Genomic DNA, 20,731 nt, shown 5'->3' with positions numbered 1-20,731 from the left:
ATCGATGAATGACGGCTTTCGGGAGGAGGGGATTGGATGCATGATTGGTGGATCTGGATCAGTATCGCCATGTTGATCGTTCTCTGTCTGCCCGTATTAGCCATGGCAACGGCAGTCAGTCAACTCTCGTCCCGTGACGGCACGATTTGTTCCATGGCGTTGGGGACGGTTGTGGGAACCCACGTGGGAGTGGTCTCTTCTGTTTTGGCTCACCTGCCTTTTTTGGAAGCGGCGGGGTGGGGTATCGCCGCCGGAATGGCAGCCGGGGTTTGGATGGGATGGAGTAGCGGGGTTCGCGGTGTGATGGAAGGTGTGATCGCTGGTTGGATGGGAGGGGGGATGGGGGCGATGATGGGGGTGATGGTTGCACCGGAACATCGGGTACTCTTATTCCAAGTGGGAACCGTGTTCGTGTTTGGGATTTTATTTTTTCTATTCCTGTTGTTAGAGATGAGGCAAAGCACGATCAGCGGAAAAGGGAACCGGATCTTCACATGGACCCTGCTCGCTTATGCCGGAATGGTGCTTGTTTTTGGCGTGTTGCTCTCCGGTGTGCCGGATGCCTTAGTGGCCCCTGCTTCGACGTAACTATTTTTTAATTGTACATTTTTACGAAAAACTATATTTTACCAAAGGGTTATGGTCGCTGTGTGTCGAAAAAAGGAGTAAAACCCCGGTACTATCCGCAGAGTCCGGGAGAGGACTGATATTTCTTCACTTTAGTGCGGACTGGTTCGCTGAGGTAAGCCGGTTTTCCTTTTGATGGGCGAAATCACCGTGGTCCCCCTGTTCAAGAACAGCCTGCATCCATGGCATGTTACTCTAAAAAATAAGGCAATTTCTTGGATGGGTGAACATATTTCATTTTTATAGGAGGAGATGATAGCCCCAGGATTGAATATAAATAAAGTTGATATTCCTCTAAATACAAAGAACCATATGGTTACAACATTTATCTGATGTAATACAACCCGTAGGGCATAAGCCGCTACATCGGAACGATTCTCAAGGGGAGAGATGAGGTGCACCAAGTTGACGGGTTCCGCAGAACTACTTGAAATTCGTAATCTTAAAACGCATTTTTTTACCGATAACGGCCAGGTTCCCGCTGTCGACGGGATCGACATCTCGATTGAAAAAGGAGAAACTCTGGCTTTAGTGGGAGAATCCGGTTGTGGGAAGAGCATGACATCGCTTTCCATCATGGGGCTGATTCCAGGATCGGGACGGATCGTCGAAGGGGAGATCCTTCTTGAAAAGGAGGATTTAACAAAAAAGAACGATCAGCAGCTGTCGAAGATCCGGGGCAACAACATTTCCATGATATTCCAGGAGCCGATGACTTCCCTCAATCCGGTTCTGACCATCGGAGATCAGATCATGGAGGGGTTGATCCTTCACCAAAAGCTGAATAAGAAAGAGGCACGGGCGCGGGCGATCCAGATGTTGAAGCTGGTCGGTTTTCCCCGGGCGGAAGAGATTGTGGATGAATATCCGCACCAGTTGTCCGGAGGGATGCGCCAACGGGCGATGATCGCCATTGCGATTGCGTGTAACCCGAAGCTTCTGATTGCCGATGAACCCACGACGGCGCTGGACGTTACGATTCAGGCGCAGATCCTGGATCTGATGCGGGATGTAAAAGAGAAACTGCAAACGTCCATCCTGTTGATCACCCATGATTTGGGTGTGGTGGCGGAGATGGCGGAGCGTGTGGTTGTCATGTATGCGGGCAAAGTGGTGGAAGAAGCAGAAGTGACCGACTTGTTCGATAAACCGGCCCACCCTTATACGGAAGGGCTGATCCAATCGGTCCCCAGTTTGGATGAGGAGAAAGAGCGTCTCTACTCCATCAAGGGGAATGTTCCCGCACCCAACGAACTGCCGCAAGGATGCAAGTTTGCCCCCCGTTGTCCCAAGGCATGGGAGCGCTGTCATCAAGAGGAGCCGGCCCTTTATGGAGTGGGTTCCAACCGACGGGTACGCTGTTTCCTGTACGAAGAAGGGGAAGGGGGAGCAAACGATGAGTGAAGCGTTGTTACATGTGGAGCAGCTGTCGAAATATTTCCCCATTCGCGGTGGACTGTTAAAGCGGAAGACCGGGGATGTCAAAGCGGTGGATCAAGTCAGTTTCACCGTCAACAAAGGCGAAACCTTCGCCATCGTGGGTGAATCAGGCTGCGGAAAATCCACTACCGGCCGTACCCTGCTCCGTCTCATGGAACCGACCGGCGGAAAAGTTCTCTTTGAAGGAAAAGATGTGGCCAGCCTCTCCCGCAAGGAGCTGCGTGTGGCCCGCCGGGATATGCAGATGGTATTCCAGGATCCCTTTGCCTCCCTCAATCCCACGATGACCGTCGGGCAGTTGTTGGAAGAACCGATGGCGATCAATCGGATGTACGATTCCATCGAACGGAAAAAGAAAGTGGCAGAACTGATGGATACGGTTGGATTGAATGCCGGCTTTGTCCAGCGCTATCCCCATGAGTTTTCCGGGGGACAGCGGCAGCGGATCGGGATTGCCCGTGCTTTGTCGCTGAAGCCGAAACTGATCATCGCCGATGAACCGGTTTCCGCCCTGGATGTGTCGATCCAGTCCCAGGTCCTAAACCTGATGGAAGACCTACAAGAGGAATTTTCCTTGACTTATATCTTTATCTCTCATGATTTAAGTGTGGTGAAACATATCGCCGATCGGATCGGTGTGATGTATCTGGGGCGCATGGCGGAAATCGCTCCGAAGAAAGCGCTTTACGATAAACCAGCCCATCCATACACCCAGGCGCTCCTCTCCTCCGTCCCGATCCCCAATCCTCGGATTAAACGGGAACGGATCGTGCTTACGGGGGATGTGCCCAGCCCCGCCAACCCGCCTGCAGGTTGCGCCTTCCACCCGCGCTGTCCCAAAGCGTTCGACCGCTGCAAGGTGGAGCGACCGGAGCTGATTCATCTGGAGGGTGGACATTATGTTGCCTGTCACCTCTTTGATGAAGAAGGATCGCAACAGGCGGCAGGTTGACCGATGAGATTCCGTAAAGGGGGTGTCGTCCATACAGAAAAAACTAAGATGGTAAGGAATCATCAATCACTCGTGATTCAACAAGGGGGTTAAACGAAGAATGAAAAAGAAGTCTCTTCTGATTACGATGTCGTTGGTCCTGGTACTGTCGGTGTTCCTGGCCGCATGCGGCGGACAACAAGCGGATGACGGTAAAGGTGACGACGGGGAGCCCGTCAAAGGCGGTACGGTGACGCTGTCTATGTTTAGTGCCCCAAAGGGTCTGTTCAACCCGGTTTTGTATGAAGATCAATATGATGTGTATGTAATCAATAAAGCCTTTGACGGTTTGTGGACATACAATGAAGATTTGGAAATTGAAGTTCCCCTTTTGGCGAAAGAGTGGAAACTCTCCGAGGATGGTCAAGAACTGACCATTACGTTGCGGGACGACATCAAGTGGCATGATGGCGAAGATATCACCACTGATGACCTGATCTTTACATGGGAAGCCATCGCTAAAAAAGATTACTCTGGATCCCGGTTTTACATGGTTGAACCGATCGAGGGTGCCGACGAAATGAAAGAGGGTAAAGCGGACAGCTTATCCGGTGTGGAAAAAGTGGATGACCAGACGGTGAAGGTGAAATTCAAAGAGCGTGCAGCCAACGTCTTAAGCAACTTGTGGTCTATTCCGATTCCGGAACATATCTTCGGTGATATGAACAACGAGAAAATGCTGAACGCCGATGCTACCAAAAAGGAACCGATCGGTTCGGGGCCGTTCAAGATCACTGAAATCAAGCCTAACGAATACGTGGTTATGGAACGGAATGAAGACTACTACCGCGGTGAAGTCTACTTGGACAAAGTGATCTGGAAAGTGATCGAGCAGGAAGTGGCCATTGGTGCTCTGCAAAACGGAGAGATCGATGCCCTGGCACAAATCGCTCCGACCGAGTTTGATGCTCTTAAAAAAGATAAAAACTTGGTGGTAGAGGAAGATCAGGATTTTGCATACCAATACATGGGCTTTAACTTGAAAAAGAAGAAACTTCAAGATAAAACCCTGCGCCAGGCCATCACCTACGGCATCAACCGTCAAGCGATCGTAGATGGTTTGCTGAAAGGGCATGGAGATGTATTAAATCAGCATATCCCGCAAAAAAGCTGGGCTTACAATGAAGATTTAGAAGATGCCTATCCGCACAATCCGGACAAAGCGAAGAAATTGCTGAAAGATGCCGGTTATAAAGATACCAATGGGGACGGATTCTTGGAAGATCCGGACGGGAAGAAGCTGGAATTGACGCTGTCTTATCCGACTGGAAACCCCGTTCGTGAAAAGTCAGCTCCGATTATTGCCGAAGACCTCAAAAAAATCGGCCTCAATGTCAAACTGGATCGTCCGGCTGAAACCGGTGTCTACTTTGATAACATCGAAAAAGGTAAATACGAGATGTTCCTGGCCGGCTGGAGCCTCACCCCTGATCCGGATCCGTCGGGCATCTGGATGAGTACCGATAAGTGGAACTTTGCCAACTGGAAAAATAAAAAGAGCGATGAGCTCATCAAGAAAGGGGTCTTCTCGAAAGACGCCTTGGATCAAGACAAACGGGCTGAAATTTACAAAGAGTGGACCGAAGTGGTAAGTGAGGACGCCCCTTATGTGTTCCTCTACTCCCAAAACTGGATTGAAGCATGGAACAGCCGTGTGAAGGGTGTCAAGTTCCGTTACGATGGTGGAATCGAGCATCACGATGCACACGAATGGTGGATTCCGGAAAATTTGCAGTAAACCACTCTCGCAAGATTGAAGTCGGGCGTGCTAGCAGTGGATTCACGGCTGCACGCCCTTTTTGTATGTTAGAAAGGGGGTTCTTCAATGTATCTGTATATCTTGCGACGCATTCTGGTTTCCATCCCCATGCTGGTTGTAATCTCGATGTTGCTGTTCGCTTTGATCCAAATCGCTCCAGGTGATGCTTTCACTGGACAACTAGATCCTAAACAAGACGCCGAATACTATGAGCAGATACGGGCGCAGTTTGGACTGGACAAGCATCCGGTGCAACAATATTTCGCATGGGCAGGGAACTTCGTCCAAGGAGAGATGGGCCTTTCTTTTCGGCATCGGTTGCCGGTGAGCGAGATGATTTCCGATCGGATTGGAAATACGATCTTCTTGGCTGTCACCGCTTTGCTTATCACCTATACGGTAGCGATTCCTCTAGGTGTTTATTCGGCTCAACATCCATATAGCAAAACGGATTACACCTTGACTGGGTTGGCTTTTATCGGGATCTCTATGCCCAGCTTCTTTGCAGGGTTGCTATTGATTTATTTCTTTTCCTTTAATTTGGGGTGGTTCCCCTACAGTGGTACGGTGACGGCAGGTGCCGGTTATGAAGGCTTGGAAGCCTTTTTCGACCGGCTATATCACACGATTTTGCCAGCATTAACCCTTTCGATTATCAGTATTGCGTCCTATACCCGCTATACCCGGTCCAGCGTACTGCAAGCCAAAGCGCAAGACTTTGTCCGAACAGCCTATGCCAAAGGGATACCAGCAAATATTGTATTGCGTAAGCATGTGTTGCGGAACGCTCTGTTGCCTCTGGTAACCTTGTTCGGATTGGATGTGGGTTTGATCATGAGCGGGGCTGTCATTACGGAAACTATTTTTAGCTATCCTGGTTTGGGTCAACTGTTGATCGATTCGATCATTAACCGGGATTATCCGATCATGATGGGTGTTACCATGCTTCTGGCTACCTTTGTTCTGCTAGGGAATCTGCTCGCTGATATCCTCTATGCGATTGTAGATCCACGAATCCGTTACGATTGAGAGGTGATCAACGTGTCACAGCCTGTTATTCAACCGGAGATGAAAGAACCAACGATGGATCAGAAGCCTAAAGAAAGCAAAAAAGACAACAAAAAGGGAAATCCCCCTTACAGTTGGCTATCCGGCGCTTTTTGCGCAACAAAATGGCCGTTGCCGGGGTGATCATCCTCTTTTTCATCATTCTGATGTCTGTGTTTGCACCGTTGATCGTCACTCATGATCCCTATTCAACGGATTTGTATAATACCAATGCGGAGCCCAGCTCTGAGCATTGGTTGGGAACGGATCAAAGTGGTCGAGACTTGTTTACTCGTCTGATGTATGGGGGAAGAATCTCCCTAATGATCGGGTTTGCAACGATGGTTGGAACGGTTTGCATTGGAGCGCTGTTAGGTGCACTTGCGGGTTACTATGGACGATGGATCGATACGGTGGTTATGCGCATTACCGATGTGGTATTGGCCTTGCCTTTTCTGTTGCTGGTCTTGTTTGTGGTTGCGATGATACCTCAATCCGGTGCTGGAACGTTAATTTTGATTTTATGTTTAGCGGTATGGCCCACAACCGCCCGGTTGGTCCGTGCGGAGTTCCTATCACTACGGGAGCAGGAATATGTATTAAGTGCTAGGGCGATTGGTGCACGGGATTCCCGTATTATCTTTAAGCATATGCTCCCCAACACCATTGCACCTATTACTGTAAACGCAACTCTATTGATGGGGACAATGATCACAGTGGAAGCAGCTTTGAGCTTCTTAGGATTTGGCGTCCCTGAACCCACTCCGACTTGGGGAAACATGCTGAACGCAGCCCGTAATTTCCGCATCCTTGCTAATGAACCATGGGTATGGATGCCACCGGGATTCTTGATTGTGTTGACTGTGCTATCCATCAACTTTATCGGGGATGGCTTACGTGATGCGTTTGATACGAAGTCGTCGCGTCGCTAACTTTCAATTCAGCCTAGAGTGAGATTAGAAACAAGGCTGCCTGGGCAGTCTTGTTTGTTTATTTAATAGCAAGGTGATCGAACTTATTTTCAAAAAGTTGAAAACACCCTTTTTCAGTAACAAGAGCAATTCCTTTGTTTAACGATTGACAGCTTTATAATAATGGAGTGGATATTCACCATTAAGACAAGGTAAAGAGGCAATCCAGGATTGATATGTTAGTTAACTTACCGAGGATACTAGAACCGCCAGAGAACCTTCGGCATTAGATAATAATAGGTTTATTTATAGATATAGGATTAGCTCTGACTACCTGCTTGCCTTTTTCCGTGGGTGCTTTTGGCGATCAAAGTGTAATTTATATTTATTTATCCGATTTTTAAGTATATAATTGTTGAAAAAGGGGGATTGCTTATATGTATGTATGTTTATTTTCAGTTAATAAAATGTTAATAAATAACCTTTCAGAACAATTGAAATCAAAAGAAATAAGCTTACTGCTCTTTCCAGACATTCGTCGAATTAATGAGTTATCAGATGACCCTTATTGTTTGGCGATGGTAGTGGATTTGAACAATGCCGATGATAGTAAATATAATCAATTTATGGGTATAAAAAACAAAATACCCATTTTATTTGTACCGTGCTATAAACAACGTCCCTTAAAAAGTCCATCATTGATGGAATCTCTAGTGGATGTTATTGTTTCAAACCAAGTAACTCATAGTAATGATTCGAATCACCTCATTCATTTGTCTTCAAATGTATTCTTAGATGTATATGGACATTGCATTCGTAGAAATACCTTTAATACTTTACTGTCTACCAATGAGTTTAAGTTGCTCTATCTGATGGCGAGAAATCCTGGTCAGGCTTTTTCCTCCCATAAGCTTATAGATCATCTTAATCTACCGAGCCTTTCCTCTCTTTATGTTTACATACGTAGGATCCGAATGAAAATCGAAGATAATCCTAAAAAACCGAAAATTCTTTTATGTCGTAGGGGAGAGGGGTATTTTATTAACACTTAATCCCCTAAGCTAACAAAAAAGTAAGTATAACCTTAATATTATTGTAGAGACAGAATATAAATGGTTTGGTATAGTATGTATAGAAAAACTGATGATTTGTGGTAGATTGATTTGTAATTATCTACCTACTTATAAGTTGTTATACAGCAGTGAAGGGAGATGCTGCAGGTGAAACGAATATATTGGATCTTTCCTGACAGAAGCTCCACTTTTCAAAGTAACTGGGAACGGACTAATTTTTGGGATGTCTACAAAAAAGCTGCTGAAGAATCAGGCTTTTCAATGGAAGTTGTGAGTGCAGAAGCAATTGAAGTCATTTATCTAGCTGATCACTCAACTATAACGAAAGTATATGGGCAAGAGGTTTTTGTGCATGACACTATCTTTGTAACCGAAATTCACAACTTCCCCCACCAACAATGTGACTTTATGCAAATGGTTAATACATTTTGGACTTTGAGAAAGCTGGGATTTTACCTTCCAATCGATCCGGAACTCTCCTTGATTATGGGTGATAAATTAAATACATTTTTATTTTTTCGCGACCTAGAGCTCCCCGTTCTTCCAAGTATTCGAATCGTTTGCGGGCGCGATTTAGAACGCCATAATCTGCCCAGTTTATTAGAATCCTTTGAGTTTCCATTAATTATAAAACCGTTAGGTTGGGGTGGAGGCTTGGGGGTGAACCTAGCTACCAACTATTCTGAGTTGAAAGGGATTTTAAGTCTAGCTAGTGGGGCTGAAACAGCAATGATGATTCAGCCGGCGTTGGATTCATCTAAATTGGTGGACTATAGAGTTTACTTTATAGATGGCTCCCCTCATACGATTTTGTCTCGCCGTCCCCAAGGAGGAGACATCATCGCCAACTTGTCAAGGGGGGGAGAAACAGGTTTAATTACCATGCCGGATGGATTGAATGATTTAGCGGCTAAGGTGGCTAATGAGATCCAACTACCCTATTGTTGTGTTGATTTTTTATATGATGGCGAACGCTATTGGCTTTCTGAGGTGGAATTGGATGGCGGGATTCCTTATATTTATCGCGAGGAATCACTTCAATTGTTAAAGCGACGCTTTGAAGCTTATGGTCGTGCACATCGACAGTTTTTGTTAGAAACCGCCAAAGGGATGAAGTGAAATGATTTTAAATCATCTTACCAAATCTGAAGTTTTCCAATGTGCTATAAGTGAAATGAAGTACTTGGAAGAGAAGGGATTTGACCCAGATGCCATTACTTCTTTACAACAATCGAAATTAACGAAATTGATACAAAGAGCGTCCAATACACAGTACTATAAAGGCCTCAAAGAAGAAAGAGATTTTTATCGATTGGAAAAGACGCCTAAGGTAGTGGTCAAGGAAAATCCTGATCTTTTTCATTCAGGGATGAAAGAAAAAGCGATAAAGTATTATGAAACCTCTGGAACGACAGGAATTCCAACTCCAACTCCTCGATCCGCGCGGGACATTATCTGGAATACGATTTCAGTGGCGAGTTTATGGAAACGGGTGATCCAATCGGATGACCGAGTGGTCTCCATGCTGCCCTCTGATTTATCCCCTATCGGTGATCATATCGCCAATGTATGCGAATACTTAGACACTACATTTGTCCGGAGTTATCCGTTTGCATTAGGGATTTGTGACTGGGACAGAGTACAGCAATTATTTATTCGTTATCGGCCTACTTGTCTTTTCGCTTCTCCTGGGGTTTTAATTCAACTAATGCGCTTACTCAAGAGACGAAACACTTTCGAAAACTTACGAGAGAGTATTCACAAAATCATGTTACTTGGTGAAGTAAGTACACCCGGAATGAGGGCGATGTTGGAAAAACAATGGAGAGCAGAGGTATTTGATGCCAGTTACGGCAGTACTGAAACGGGTACTATCGCTGCTACTTGTGAACACGGGCGTTTACACGCTCTTTTGCATAGCTTTATTTTGGAATTGTATGAAAAGGATAAAGTAATCCAGTTTCAACCGGGAATGACAGGGGAATTGGTTGTAACTCCACTTAACAATTATGCAAAACCGGTCTTACGATATGCCATCGGCGACTTGGTGGAAGTGAGCCAGGAAGCTTGTACATGCGGGATGGGTTTGCCGGTACTGAAAATTCTTGGTCGACAGGAGGAAATGATCCAAGTCAATGGGGTAAACCTCCGGCTCGATTTGATAGAACAAGTAATTTATAATGCTCGAGGAATCACCGGCTATATGGTTGAAACAAATATGGACAATAGCTTTTTCCGATTATTACTAGAAAAAGATGTGGATTACGACGGAAAGGAAGGAGATATTGATTTGTTGGAAAAGAATTTTGAACAGATAGGGATAAAATGGGATGGGGTGATATTACTAAACCAACTTCCCTCTGTAACCAAAAGTGGTGCAGGGCAAAAAAATTGGAAAAAAACCAATATTAGATTGGTGGAAATGTAGTATGCAGGAGAATATTAATGAAGAGAGCTTGGTAGAGATCGCAAAACGATATCAGACATTAGATGGCGGTGCTTCCCAATCGGTAGCCGATCTTTGGTGTACCTATGCTGCTATACGTACACTGACTTGGCTGGATGACGGACCGAATGACCCGAAATCCTGTGCCCGTTTTCTACGAGGTTGTCAAAATAGGGATGGTGCTTTTGGGTGGAGCAAAGGAATGAGATCCGATGTATGGGCTACTTATTATTGCACGCAAGCTCTGACGGATTTAAGGCTATCCATACCTCACCGGGATGTGTTACATGGATGGTTGGATACATTATTAGTTGAGGGGGGATATGGAATGACCCCCGGTCAACCACCTGATTTGTGGGCGACATATTATGCAACTCGTATTTATCAGGAGATATTGAACAAAACACCTTCTGAACCCGAACAGACGTTAAATTGGATAAAAAATAAACAGTTAGCGGATGGAGGGATTGGTTGGGGGCCTGTCAGTGAGATGGGAGATGTTAGAGCTGCTTATTACGCTAGTCATGCTTGGCAGCAAATCAGAATGCCTGGTTTTAAAAAGGATCCATTTGATGTAAAGAGACTAATTCAGTGGTTGCAGGGGTGTCAACTGAAGGAAGGTGGGTTTCGTTTTCATCGCGATCAGGACGCTCCTTGTCTATGGGCGACTTTTCGTGCGGTGCGTGCATTGGATGTATGGGGGGCTAAGCCGGTAAGCGTGGAATCATGTATCCGATGGATCATGAGCCGTAAGTTAAAAGGAAGTGGCTTTAGCCGTTGGGATGGGTATAACACTGCCGATGTGTGGGCTTGTTTCTCGGCAGTAGGTGCTCTGAAAACCTTAGGAGTTGCTCTCCCTGAAAAAGACCGCGAAGAAGTGGTGTCCTTTCTCCGGAGCTGTCAAATTTCCCATACCGGATTTACTTACCGAGAACCGGATTGGGCAGGGGATGCTTTATCTTCTGCAGCGCTTGTCCTAGCTGTACCTCACCAAACGGATTTAGGGAAGTTACTTGTCCAGTGGTTACATCATGCTCACATGCCTTATGAAGGTGGCGTCATGTATATGCCTGCCCGTGGAGCGGAAGTTCGTTGTACGCTTTGGGCGCTTGCTGCAATCCGTCATGGAAAATATTTAAGCTTAAATAAAGGGCGATTGAAGCAATGGTTTACCCATTTACAAAATAGTGATGGTGGATTTGGTTATTGGGAAGGAAGGGGCTCTGATGTTACAGCGACCGTTTCTGCGATGGAGTCCCTTTGTTATCTAGGTGAAGGTTCTTTGGAGAGTGTCAGAATAGATCAGGTGGGATACTTTCTCGATACATGCTCTACTGCTGATGGAATTCACTTCTCTCCCCAAGGTGAGGTGAACCTGGCATCTACGTGTATGGGAATCCGAGGGTTTGCCATGCTGGGAAGAAAAGAATTAGCTCACCGTTATGCCGGATTCATTCCAAAATATCAAAGTCGTTTAGGAGGATATTCCTCCCAAATAGGTGGTCTGCCTGATTTGAATTCTACATATCAAGCGGTACTTACGTTAGATTCCCTTGGTATGCCGTGGAATCCGAACATGATTTTGCGGTTTATTAAACGAATTCAAAAACCAAAAGGCTACGCCTGGTCACCGCTAAGCAGAGAAGAGTCTGGACCTCTTACAATGGCACTAGCGGATAGTCTTCGAAGAGCTTCTGAAGACAAACTAGAAGGGCGGTCCTACGTATTGCCTAAGTTAAATTTATAAGGAGAGTGTTCCTTTGCCGACGATAGAAGTGGGATTAGACGTTACATCCATTCCGTTACAAAGAAGGTTTGCCAAAAAGCTATCATTGTGGATGACTAGAAAGGGTATTCCGATTTCCCATACCATTGTGAAATTCCGAGTTGTGGAACCTTCCTCTATTTACAGTGGCCCATATCCGTTTGATCAGTTTCCCGGTGAATCGGAAAATAAACACTTCGCTTTTGTGAACTGTTATGTTAGCCACGAAAGATCAAGGGAATTTAAGAAAGAAATGGCATCATGTATGACGGATGCTTTTCAACCTGACATTTATCCAGAAAAAGTATTTATCAACTTCCTTTCTGTAGATCCACAAGATTACTTCAATGGTTTCGATGTATTGGCACAAAAAACAAGGGGGAGTCATCATGACCAGTCTATCGAGTGATAAAAGTGTGGAATATGAAGTGCGCAGGGCACTTCGGGAGATCTTTGGTGATATAGTCGAACAGTGGGATGGCGAAACGCCTATTCAGTCCTTGGAAATAAGATATGACAGCGCTACCGTTATGGAATGTATCGCGGTAATCGAGGAACGGTTCGATATTATGATTGATATAGTCGAAGATTATCCGACGGAAACCTTTGTTTCGGTCAATAGCATTACGATATTAGTCGAGAAAAAATTAGCCGATCTTAAAACCTTGCGTGAGGCGAATGTAGGAATGATTTCCAAATGAACGTTGAGCATGAAAAAGCTTGGAGAAGTTTGGCGGACTGGTTACATAACCATGTTGAGAAAGGACCCGATGGTCAAACATGTGTACAGGTTGGAAACAGGGTTCCAGATCATTTGAAAATACCTTGGCAGCTGAATTGGGATCAGATTACTCATGAACAGAGGAAAGATTGGATTGACCAGTTACCTGATTGGTTTGCATTTCATACTTCAGGACATACAGGTAAACCAAAACGGTGGCTTCGGCGCAAGGAACAACTGCTGTATGAAACACATATGTTAGCAAAACTTTGTCGTGTTGCAGAATGTGATGCTATCTATACATTTTCACCGGTACACCATTTATATGGATTTTTGTTTGCAGTTTTGATGCCTGTTTTCAAAGGAATTCCCATCCACTACTTGACATTGGGAACGCCAACCTCTCAATGGGGCAAAAAGCCCATGATCGTCACCATACCAGCAGCACTTACAGAGTTAGAACGGAATATGGAGTCTTTTCGTACTTGTGATCAAGTGATGGTGGTTTACAGTACAGCTCGATTACCCAAGACGGGTAGGAACCTCTTAGATAAGGAGGTTGACTTTAGTCTTTTAGAGTTATTGGGCTCAACCGAAACTGGCTATATCGCGTATAGACGGTTGAATTGCGAAAAAGATGGGGAATTGTGGAATCTAGCGCCGGATATGGATTTGGTTAAGGGTGGTAGAGGTAAGATAATGCTAACTGTAACGGGTGATCGTCTTGCCTATGATTCAGCAGGAAACAGGTTACTAACATGGAATACAGGAGATATAATTTCTGTCTACGATCAAAATCGATTTTTCCTCCATGGACGAGAAAATCGTATTGTTAAAATGAATGGAAAAAGAATAAATTTGGATGAAATAGAGGAGCGATTGAAAGGGTTTCTTCCTTGCTCCGATCTAGCCTGTGTTCCTTTGGAATGTGAGATAAGGGGGGAAGATTACGATTTGCTAGTGGTTAGAAAACATGGATATCCTTTAGAGGTCGATGAAATTCGTAGAAAATTAAATAACATTTTGGTGAGTTCGGAACAACCCCGGCAAATCCACATTAAACACGAAATTCGACGGACAGATACTGGGAAATTGTGTATGGGAAAGGTGTTGGAATAGCCTGATGGCCCTTGATTTCATTGAAGTGAACCGTCTGTTGCAGAAGATGCGCCGTATACGGAAAATGGAATCCCGTTATGAAGGGGTGGGCCCAGTCTTCGATGAGTCTGATTTCAAACTGATTTCTTTCATGAACAAACAAGACTTTAAGACCGTTCTTGAGGAGATCCGAGAAAAACCGAGACCCCAAAAAGGATACTTATTTTCCAGCGGGGGAACGCTTGGATCCCCGCAGATAAATTTAATCCCATCACATCTGTTTTTGGACGATATTATAAAGAATTGGAAGCCTTTAGACAGTGAAGATGTATTTTGTAATCTATTTCTCCCCGGTAAAATGTGGTCCTCTCATTATTTTTACAACGCTTTGGGGGATCGTTTAGCGAAAGAAACCATCCCACTGGGTCCGATCAATGAAAGTGAACTGGGTGTGTGGATTCGATTTTTCAATGAACAAGGTGTAACGGCGATTGCTGGAACCCCCACTACATTAAAACAAATTATTGGATACTGTCATCGTGAAGGCCTTCGGCTCACCACGGTTCGGAAGGTGCTTTGGGTGGGGGAACAATTTGGAAATGATTTAGCAGAATTGTTAGGAAAGGTGCTTCCAGAAGTGGAAGTTTGGGGCTTATACGGATCTACTGAAACCTGGGTTATTGGTTATAATGGCCCCCATTGCTCTTTTGATTGTTTTCATTTGCTACCTTATCAATATGTAGAAGTGTTGGAGGAGGGAGAGTTGGCAGTAACAGGGGTCCATCCGGACACCATCAGTATTGCTCTTCGATACCGTTTGGGCGATGTCGGTGAATGGAGCTCTTGTTTGTGTGGAAAAGAAAGTCGGACCCTTAGAATATTGGGCCGCAAAGGAAGAGAATTTAAGTTTCGGGGTGCTTTGTTTGATCCCGCTTGGTTAATTGACACAGCAAAAGACCATTCATGTGTGACACAAGGACAAGTTGTTATCTTAAAAAGAGAAGCGGGATCCGAGATTTTGGAATTGCGGGTAGTTGATCCTCATGGTGGTGTTGATATCGAAGAATTACGTGATCATGTCATTTCCCAAATATTTGATCTTAGTAATATTGTTGCTCGTGATCGAGAATCGTTCCGCGTGTCTGTTGTTCCCAATGTACAAGTGAATTCCCGGACACATAAAACACCTATGGTAGTTTGGGAGGATAAAAAGTGATGAATCTAATGATGCCTATCGAAAAACGTGATCAATTAATCAAGAAAGGAAAGTTGTCCTGGAAAAGTTGGCTGGATGCGGTGGAGGAACATATTAGAAAGACGAATGGACGTTATCGTGGTTTAGTGAAGTGGCAACCCATTGAGCGATCCGATCATGGAGAGTTGCCAAATTTATTGGTTACATATAAAGATACGATCGATATACAAGGCTTTCCAACTAGATTAGGTAGCCGTTGTTATCGACATATTCCGGATCGGTCAGCTATTGTTGCAGACCGACTTCATGAGCGTCGGTTTTCTTGTCTAGGCAAAGCATGGACGACAGAATTTAGTCTTGGTCCGAAATGTGAATGTGTCAATCCGCTCTATCCGGATTTCAGTGCAGGAGGTTCTAGTACAGGTTCTGCTGTGTCAGTAGCGGCTGGATACTGTGATGTCTCCATTGGAACGGATTCAGCTGGTTCAGTACGGTGGCCAGCCGGATATTGTGGAGTCGTGGGACTTCGTCTGACTCAAAGTCCTCAGATGAGCGATGGGGTTTTTTCGGTGAGTAAAAGCATGGACAGTATGGGGATTATGACGCGTACAGTTGCGGACCTAGAATATATATGGAAACGAGAAAGGTTAGGTGAAATATTTCAGTCCGAAGCTAAGCTCCATTCGTTTGACCGCAGGTTTTTGAAGATTGGGGTGGTGGATAATTATAAGGAAGATCCCTGTCACCCTGAAATCCAGCATTGCTTTAGTAAACTGGTGGATAGTTTGATGGAAGAGGGAATTGTAGTAAGAAAAGAGAATTTAAGATGGTGGAAATATAGGGAAGAAGCGTTTCAATTGTTGTGGCGAGAAGTTTGGGATCGCCATAAAACGCTTCGGCAAACAGCGTCTGTCGATTATGGTCCTGGTATATGGTATCTGGTTAAGCAGGGCAGTCAGATTGATGACGTCCGATATGAGCATTTGAAGAAGGTGCAAAAACAAGTAGCTTCCATGGCGATGCATGATCTCTCTAACAATGAGATGGATGTGTGGATACTTCCTCTTGACCCTGTTCCACCCAGAAATCTCCGAACCCCTCCCACACCAGTGGAGGAACTCTATTCGGATCTTAGTTACACTATAACTGCTAGTCAGGCAGTTATTCCCGCACTCACCCTTCCGATGGGGTTGACTTCCGATGGGGCACCGATGGGACTCCAAATTTGGGCCAAACCAGGAGGGGAAGAAATGCTGATTCTAGCGGGGCGTATCATTGAAGAGCTGGTAAGGTCTTCGTTTTCTCAAATTCAGGAGGCGATGATATGAGTGAGGAGAAAGCAGAAGATCAACCGATAGAGAAGATAACATCCGTATTAAAAGTTTGGCTTCCCAGCTTTCTAGTTTTCTTCTCCTACAGCCTAACGGTGTTTTCGTTAAATTGGTTTATCACACAGTCTCCAGCAGGGGGCGGTGGGGTTCTTGGTGTAATTGTGGGGGTAAGTAATCTCATCGCTACTGTAGTGGTAGTGATGCTTTCCGGTTTAATTGATCGTATAAATAGAAACAGGTTTTTGCTTTTTGTACAAATTCTGATGTTTGTAGAGGTCATTTGCTTGTTAATCCCTTATACGGGCTTGGTCAAAGACTTCATCATGATTTTGGTTGTGGCGTTTATCTTCATTGGGTTGCAGAGCACTTTTTCACTCTACAGCGCTGCATTGGAAACCACAATTGCAGATCTCGCACCCAGGGGGTGGCCATCAAACCGAACGGCATTAATGATCCAGCTTCAACCACAAGTGGGTCGATTTGTAGCCCCTATATTGGGTGGTGGAGTGTTAGCCATGGGCTTGATCTGGCTGACATCGATCGTGGCGGGAGTCGCTATCCTGTTGACGACGGGGCTATTGCTCTTATGGGCTCAGATTGTTAGTTCCAGTCAACCAGTACCGGAAAGCAAAAGCAAGCTGACTTTTCGCACCATGTGGGCTGATGCACGAATTGCAGCCCGTTGGATTGTCACTCGACCGGTACTTATTTTCATGCTGGTGATCGGTTTTGTGACGAATTTGGTGATTCCTCCGTTTTATTCTTTGTTACCGGCGTTCATCACCGAAATGCATCTTGAAAACGAAGCTACTTTTTATGGGCAATTCTCGGGAGCATTCGGTGCGGGAATGCTGATTACTTCGATGATTTTCATGAGTCTTGCGAAAGCAACCAAACGTCCTGGGGTTGTTGCGGCTGGGCTCGTTCTCATGATCAGTATCGTACTCGGTTTGATTACTGTGATTCACAATACTGTTTTTTTGATTACTTCTAGTTTTGTGTTGGGTGTTTTGTTTATTTTGTTGGTTATGTTCGGTGGTGGCGCTTGGCTTGATCTTACTCCATCCAAAATCCGTGTGAGGGTTTTCAGTTTAAAGCGCTTGATCGCATTTGTCAGTATTCCGCTGGGCAGTGTGTTGATGGGGTTAGGAGGTGCAGCGATTGGTTACATGACTTTTCTGCTTATTCTATTGGTAGTGGTGGTGGTAGGAGTAGGAGTTGCAGTCCTACTGTGTAGGGGGTGGAACCACGAGGTGAGTCGTGTTGAAGAAAATTTGCAAGCGGACACCGCGTCCTAACATTTAGCGGAAATGGATTATTATAATAAAAAAACCTAGAGATAAAAGTTCAAAGGGAGGATATTTGCAAATGTCTCAAGTGACAAAGGAACGTGTAATCATTGTGACCGGGGGGAATAGCGGGATCGGAAAAGCGATTGCCCGTTCGTTTGCAGAAAAGGATTCGGTAGTAGTTCTCGGTAGGAATGAAGAACGGATTCGTCAGACTGAAGAAGAACTAGGGTCAAAGGTTACCGGGTTGAAAGTGGACGTTTCCAAAAGAGAAGAAGTGGCTGAAGCTATGAATGCTATCGTCTCGAAATATGGTCAAATTGATATCCTGATTAACAATGCGGGGTTCATCAATGGCACGGAAACCACCATGGAGCTCACCGAGGCGGAACGGTCTTGGGATGAAATGGTCAACACGGTATTAAAGGGAAGTTTCCTGATGTCGGTAGCTGTGGCGCCCCATATGGTTCGGCCTGGAGGGCGGATCATCAACATCAGTTCCATTGCTGCTTTCACGGGAGGGAGGGGACCAGGCGTTGCGGGCTACTCCGCTTCTAAAGCAGGGTTGCACGGACTAACTTATGGATTGGCCCGTGAGTTGAGCCCTGAGGGGATTACGGTAAATGCGATAGCACCTGGATTCATTGCAGATACCGGCTTTACAGGGCACTGGCCTGAGAAAGTGATTCAAAGCATTGTACAACAAACTCCGGTTCATCGTCCTGGGCATGTGGATGATATCGCCGCTGCAGTGCAATATTTGTCATCCCCTGAAGCGTCGTTCGTGACCGGTGAAATTCTCAATGTGAACGGTGGATGGATGTTCGGGCGTGGTTAATCGGATATATCCTATTCGATTTGTCCCTCCTAGTAATCATAACGACCATCCGCTTTTAGCACTAGCTCCCATCCATTCCTTTGAAAATGGCAGGATTGAACAGTGGTTTACACACCGAGAATGGAATCAGTTTAGAATTAAAAATATTCTTGCCTTGCAACGGATGGTTGCTCGTATCGTAACAAAACAGGCACTGTTGGACATGAAGAAAGGGTGGAGGCCTAAAGATTTGGAAATCATGAATGAACCAAGCGGGATTCCTTATGTTTTGGAAAGAGATGAGACTCGCTTTCAGGGAATTTCACTTTCACATACTGACCGAGTAGCTGTAGGAGCGGTTCATCGATTGGGAAGAGTGGGAACGGATATTGAGGAAGTGAAGGTACGGCATCCTGTATTCCATCAGTGGGTGTTGCAACAGATTCCTCTCAAAATAGCAAAAGATTTTACTGATTTGGTGTGTGATGAAAGGCTGCAAGTGACGATGTGGTGGACAGTAAAAGAAGCTATCGCCAAGTATTGTGGGACGGGCTTCAAAGATCTACGTTCCTCACCCGTGACAAAGTGGATACCGACCTATATCGCCCCGTTTGATCCAGGTAAAAGCTGGTTTGGCAGTGATGTGAGGGAGGCTTATGGTTTTTTTAAGATAAGCGGAGATCGGATGCTATACACTTGGTTGATCGTTGGATCAAAACGATGTGCTTGTATGGTTTGGGATAATTCCTTCATTGGAGGTACAAATGAATCATTTGGTCGGTAGATTTTTTGGAAAGATTGATCAAACACATGACAGGGGCTATGCTATTTTTAACGAAGTTGGTGGCATGCTTCGTAGGGAACAATGGCTCCAAGTTGAGAACACCGATGTTCTTCTTCGTCCGTTGTTTCATACAGCTGAAGATCTGAAGAGACTAGAAGAGGATATCGTTCATTTGTTTCAATTAATGTTTCATATACCTGATCGTTTGTTTGAAGGAGACGTCTCTAAAATGTGCGATCTACTGGGGCTGAATTCTCTACAAAAAAAAGTGGTTGAATCCACTTGGGTGCACCAGGAGGTTTTAATCGGTCGGGCAGATCTTTATAAGGATAAAAGTGGTTCATTTAAGCTACTGGAGTTTAATGTCCACAGTAGTACTGGTGGTTTGGAGAACGCCGAGTTTAACCGAGTTCTTTTGCACCATCCCTTTTTCCGGGATTTTGTAAATGAAGAATCACTCTCTTTTATTGACTCTGTGGATGGAGTGGCGGAAGCGCTTTGGGATGCATCCATTAAGAGGGGGCTCGGGAATCGGCCTAAAGTTGCCATAGTTGATTGGCCTTCGACGTATCCAGCAATGGTAAAGAAGATGGACCGTTTTGCAGGCTTGTTGAGGAAGAGAGGGTTTGACGCATTTTCCTGCCATTTGGGTGAGCTGGACTACCGTGATGGTGTTTTATATGCGGATTCAACTCCGGTAGATATTTTATATCGAACATTTGTAATAGATGAGATTACGGAAACCCCTTCTCTCCTTAAGCCGGTTTTGGAAGCTGTTCGTGATGACCGAGTACTATTAGTGATGAGCTTTGTAGCTGAATTGGTGGGGAATAAAGGGGTACTGGCCTTTCTTTCGGATCCGCGATACCAAAAAAGCTTTAATGATGATGAGAGACGTTTGATTGATCGATTTGTGCCATGGACACGTTTTGTTCAGCCGGGGATGACAGATTGGAACGGGGAGCAGATGGATATAACAGAAATTCTTTTGGAGCAGCAGTCTGAGATGGTTTTGAAACCAGTTTGCGGCTTTGGTGGGATGGGTGTTCAGTTGGGATGGTGTTTGTCTCCAGATGAATGGAAAGAATTAGTTGAACGTATTTTAAATGGGAAAACACTATATGTGATGCAAAAGCGAGTTCATCCAGAATTAGAACCCATGTTGTTTCTAACCTCACAGGGAATTCAGGAACATAAGGTTATGATAAATTGGGGAGTTTTCACAGCAAACGGCCGTTATAATGGCTCCTTTGCGAGAGGTACCATTTCTGAGGGAGATGCTGTTGTTAATGTTTCACGTGGTGCTGCTACCGGTTGTGTATTCCATCAAAATTAAGGAACTAAAAAGATTAGTATTGTTTGTTTATATAGTTGAGTATTTACGTATATTGCAAATCATGAAATGCAAGTAAATCAGTAGTGTCTTCGTAAATTATG

General features: G+C 45.0%; 19 protein-coding genes. All 19 read left to right on the top strand.

Translation table 11 applies throughout. From position 1 onward, the window contains the following. Window positions 1-36 precede the first annotated feature (36 nt). Window positions 37-588, top strand: coding sequence for a hypothetical protein (locus JOE21_RS12550; RefSeq protein WP_309866708.1), 552 nt, complete (start codon window positions 37-39; stop codon window positions 586-588). Between the two features lie 429 nt (window positions 589-1,017). Then, the gene (locus tag JOE21_RS12545) at window positions 1,018-2,031 is read left to right on the top strand and encodes an ABC transporter ATP-binding protein (RefSeq protein ID WP_309866704.1); all 1,014 of its coding nucleotides are present in this window, start codon (window positions 1,018-1,020) and stop codon (window positions 2,029-2,031) included. Beyond that, window positions 2,024-3,019 (top strand): ABC transporter ATP-binding protein, encoded by a 996-nt coding sequence (locus JOE21_RS12540; RefSeq protein WP_309866701.1) that lies wholly within the window; start codon window positions 2,024-2,026, stop codon window positions 3,017-3,019. Before JOE21_RS12545 ends, JOE21_RS12540 begins: the two co-directional genes overlap by 8 nt. 100 nt (window positions 3,020-3,119) lie before the next feature. Further along, window positions 3,120-4,796: a peptide-binding protein gene (locus tag JOE21_RS12535; protein WP_309866699.1), complete on the top strand. Its 1,677-nt coding sequence runs from the start codon at window positions 3,120-3,122 to the stop codon at window positions 4,794-4,796. A gap of 87 nt (window positions 4,797-4,883) precedes the next feature. Beyond that, the gene (locus tag JOE21_RS12530) at window positions 4,884-5,846 is read left to right on the top strand and encodes an ABC transporter permease (protein ID WP_309866696.1); all 963 of its coding nucleotides are present in this window, start codon (window positions 4,884-4,886) and stop codon (window positions 5,844-5,846) included. 113 nt (window positions 5,847-5,959) lie between these two features. Next, the gene (opp4C, locus tag JOE21_RS12525; protein ID WP_309866694.1) at window positions 5,960-6,796 is read left to right on the top strand and encodes an oligopeptide ABC transporter permease; all 837 of its coding nucleotides are present in this window, start codon (window positions 5,960-5,962) and stop codon (window positions 6,794-6,796) included. 416 nt (window positions 6,797-7,212) lie between these two features. After that, the gene (locus tag JOE21_RS12520) at window positions 7,213-7,827 is read left to right on the top strand and encodes a winged helix-turn-helix domain-containing protein (RefSeq protein ID WP_309866692.1); all 615 of its coding nucleotides are present in this window, start codon (window positions 7,213-7,215) and stop codon (window positions 7,825-7,827) included. A 168-nt stretch (window positions 7,828-7,995) separates the two neighbouring features. After that, complete coding sequence (locus JOE21_RS12515; protein ID WP_309866690.1) at window positions 7,996-8,967, top strand: ATP-grasp domain-containing protein; 972 nt, start codon at window positions 7,996-7,998, stop codon at window positions 8,965-8,967. Between the two features lies 1 nt (window position 8,968). Next, a complete protein-coding gene (locus tag JOE21_RS12510; RefSeq protein ID WP_309866687.1) occupies window positions 8,969-10,276 on the top strand; it encodes a phenylacetate--CoA ligase family protein in 1,308 nt (435 codons plus the stop codon). A gap of 1 nt (window position 10,277) precedes the next feature. Further along, window positions 10,278-12,041, top strand: coding sequence for a prenyltransferase/squalene oxidase repeat-containing protein (locus JOE21_RS12505; protein WP_309866685.1), 1,764 nt, complete (start codon window positions 10,278-10,280; stop codon window positions 12,039-12,041). Between the two features lie 13 nt (window positions 12,042-12,054). After that, complete coding sequence (locus JOE21_RS12500; RefSeq protein WP_309866682.1) at window positions 12,055-12,468, top strand: hypothetical protein; 414 nt, start codon at window positions 12,055-12,057, stop codon at window positions 12,466-12,468. After that, window positions 12,449-12,760, top strand: coding sequence for a hypothetical protein (locus JOE21_RS12495; RefSeq protein ID WP_309866680.1), 312 nt, complete (start codon window positions 12,449-12,451; stop codon window positions 12,758-12,760). The genes JOE21_RS12500 and JOE21_RS12495 overlap by 20 nt, the downstream gene beginning before the upstream one ends. Beyond that, entirely contained in the window at window positions 12,757-13,899 is a 1,143-nt protein-coding gene (locus tag JOE21_RS12490; protein WP_309866678.1) for an AMP-binding protein, read from the top strand. The genes JOE21_RS12495 and JOE21_RS12490 overlap by 4 nt, the downstream gene beginning before the upstream one ends. A gap of 4 nt (window positions 13,900-13,903) precedes the next feature. Next, window positions 13,904-15,094 carry an AMP-binding protein gene (locus JOE21_RS12485; RefSeq protein ID WP_309866677.1) on the top strand — a complete coding sequence of 397 codons (1,191 nt, stop codon included), beginning with the start codon at window positions 13,904-13,906 and terminating at the stop codon, window positions 15,092-15,094. After that, window positions 15,094-16,401, top strand: coding sequence for an amidase (locus JOE21_RS12480; RefSeq protein ID WP_309866676.1), 1,308 nt, complete (start codon window positions 15,094-15,096; stop codon window positions 16,399-16,401). Before JOE21_RS12485 ends, JOE21_RS12480 begins: the two co-directional genes overlap by 1 nt. Next, complete coding sequence (locus JOE21_RS12475; RefSeq protein ID WP_309866672.1) at window positions 16,398-17,702, top strand: MFS transporter; 1,305 nt, start codon at window positions 16,398-16,400, stop codon at window positions 17,700-17,702. The genes JOE21_RS12480 and JOE21_RS12475 overlap by 4 nt, the downstream gene beginning before the upstream one ends. A 70-nt stretch (window positions 17,703-17,772) precedes the next feature. Then, complete coding sequence (locus JOE21_RS12470) at window positions 17,773-18,531, top strand: SDR family NAD(P)-dependent oxidoreductase (RefSeq protein WP_309866669.1); 759 nt, start codon at window positions 17,773-17,775, stop codon at window positions 18,529-18,531. Beyond that, window positions 18,524-19,294, top strand: coding sequence for a 4'-phosphopantetheinyl transferase family protein (locus tag JOE21_RS12465; RefSeq protein ID WP_309866667.1), 771 nt, complete (start codon window positions 18,524-18,526; stop codon window positions 19,292-19,294). Before JOE21_RS12470 ends, JOE21_RS12465 begins: the two co-directional genes overlap by 8 nt. Beyond that, window positions 19,275-20,630 (top strand): glutathionylspermidine synthase family protein, encoded by a 1,356-nt coding sequence (locus tag JOE21_RS12460; RefSeq protein WP_309866664.1) that lies wholly within the window; start codon window positions 19,275-19,277, stop codon window positions 20,628-20,630. Before JOE21_RS12465 ends, JOE21_RS12460 begins: the two co-directional genes overlap by 20 nt. The last annotated feature ends 101 nt before the right edge of the window (window positions 20,631-20,731 follow it).

The sequence above is a fragment of the Desmospora profundinema genome, assembly GCF_031454155.1.
GTDB lineage: Bacteria > Bacillota > Bacilli > Thermoactinomycetales > DSM-45169 > Desmospora > Desmospora profundinema.
This window is presented reverse-complemented; position numbering and strand designations above follow the sequence as displayed.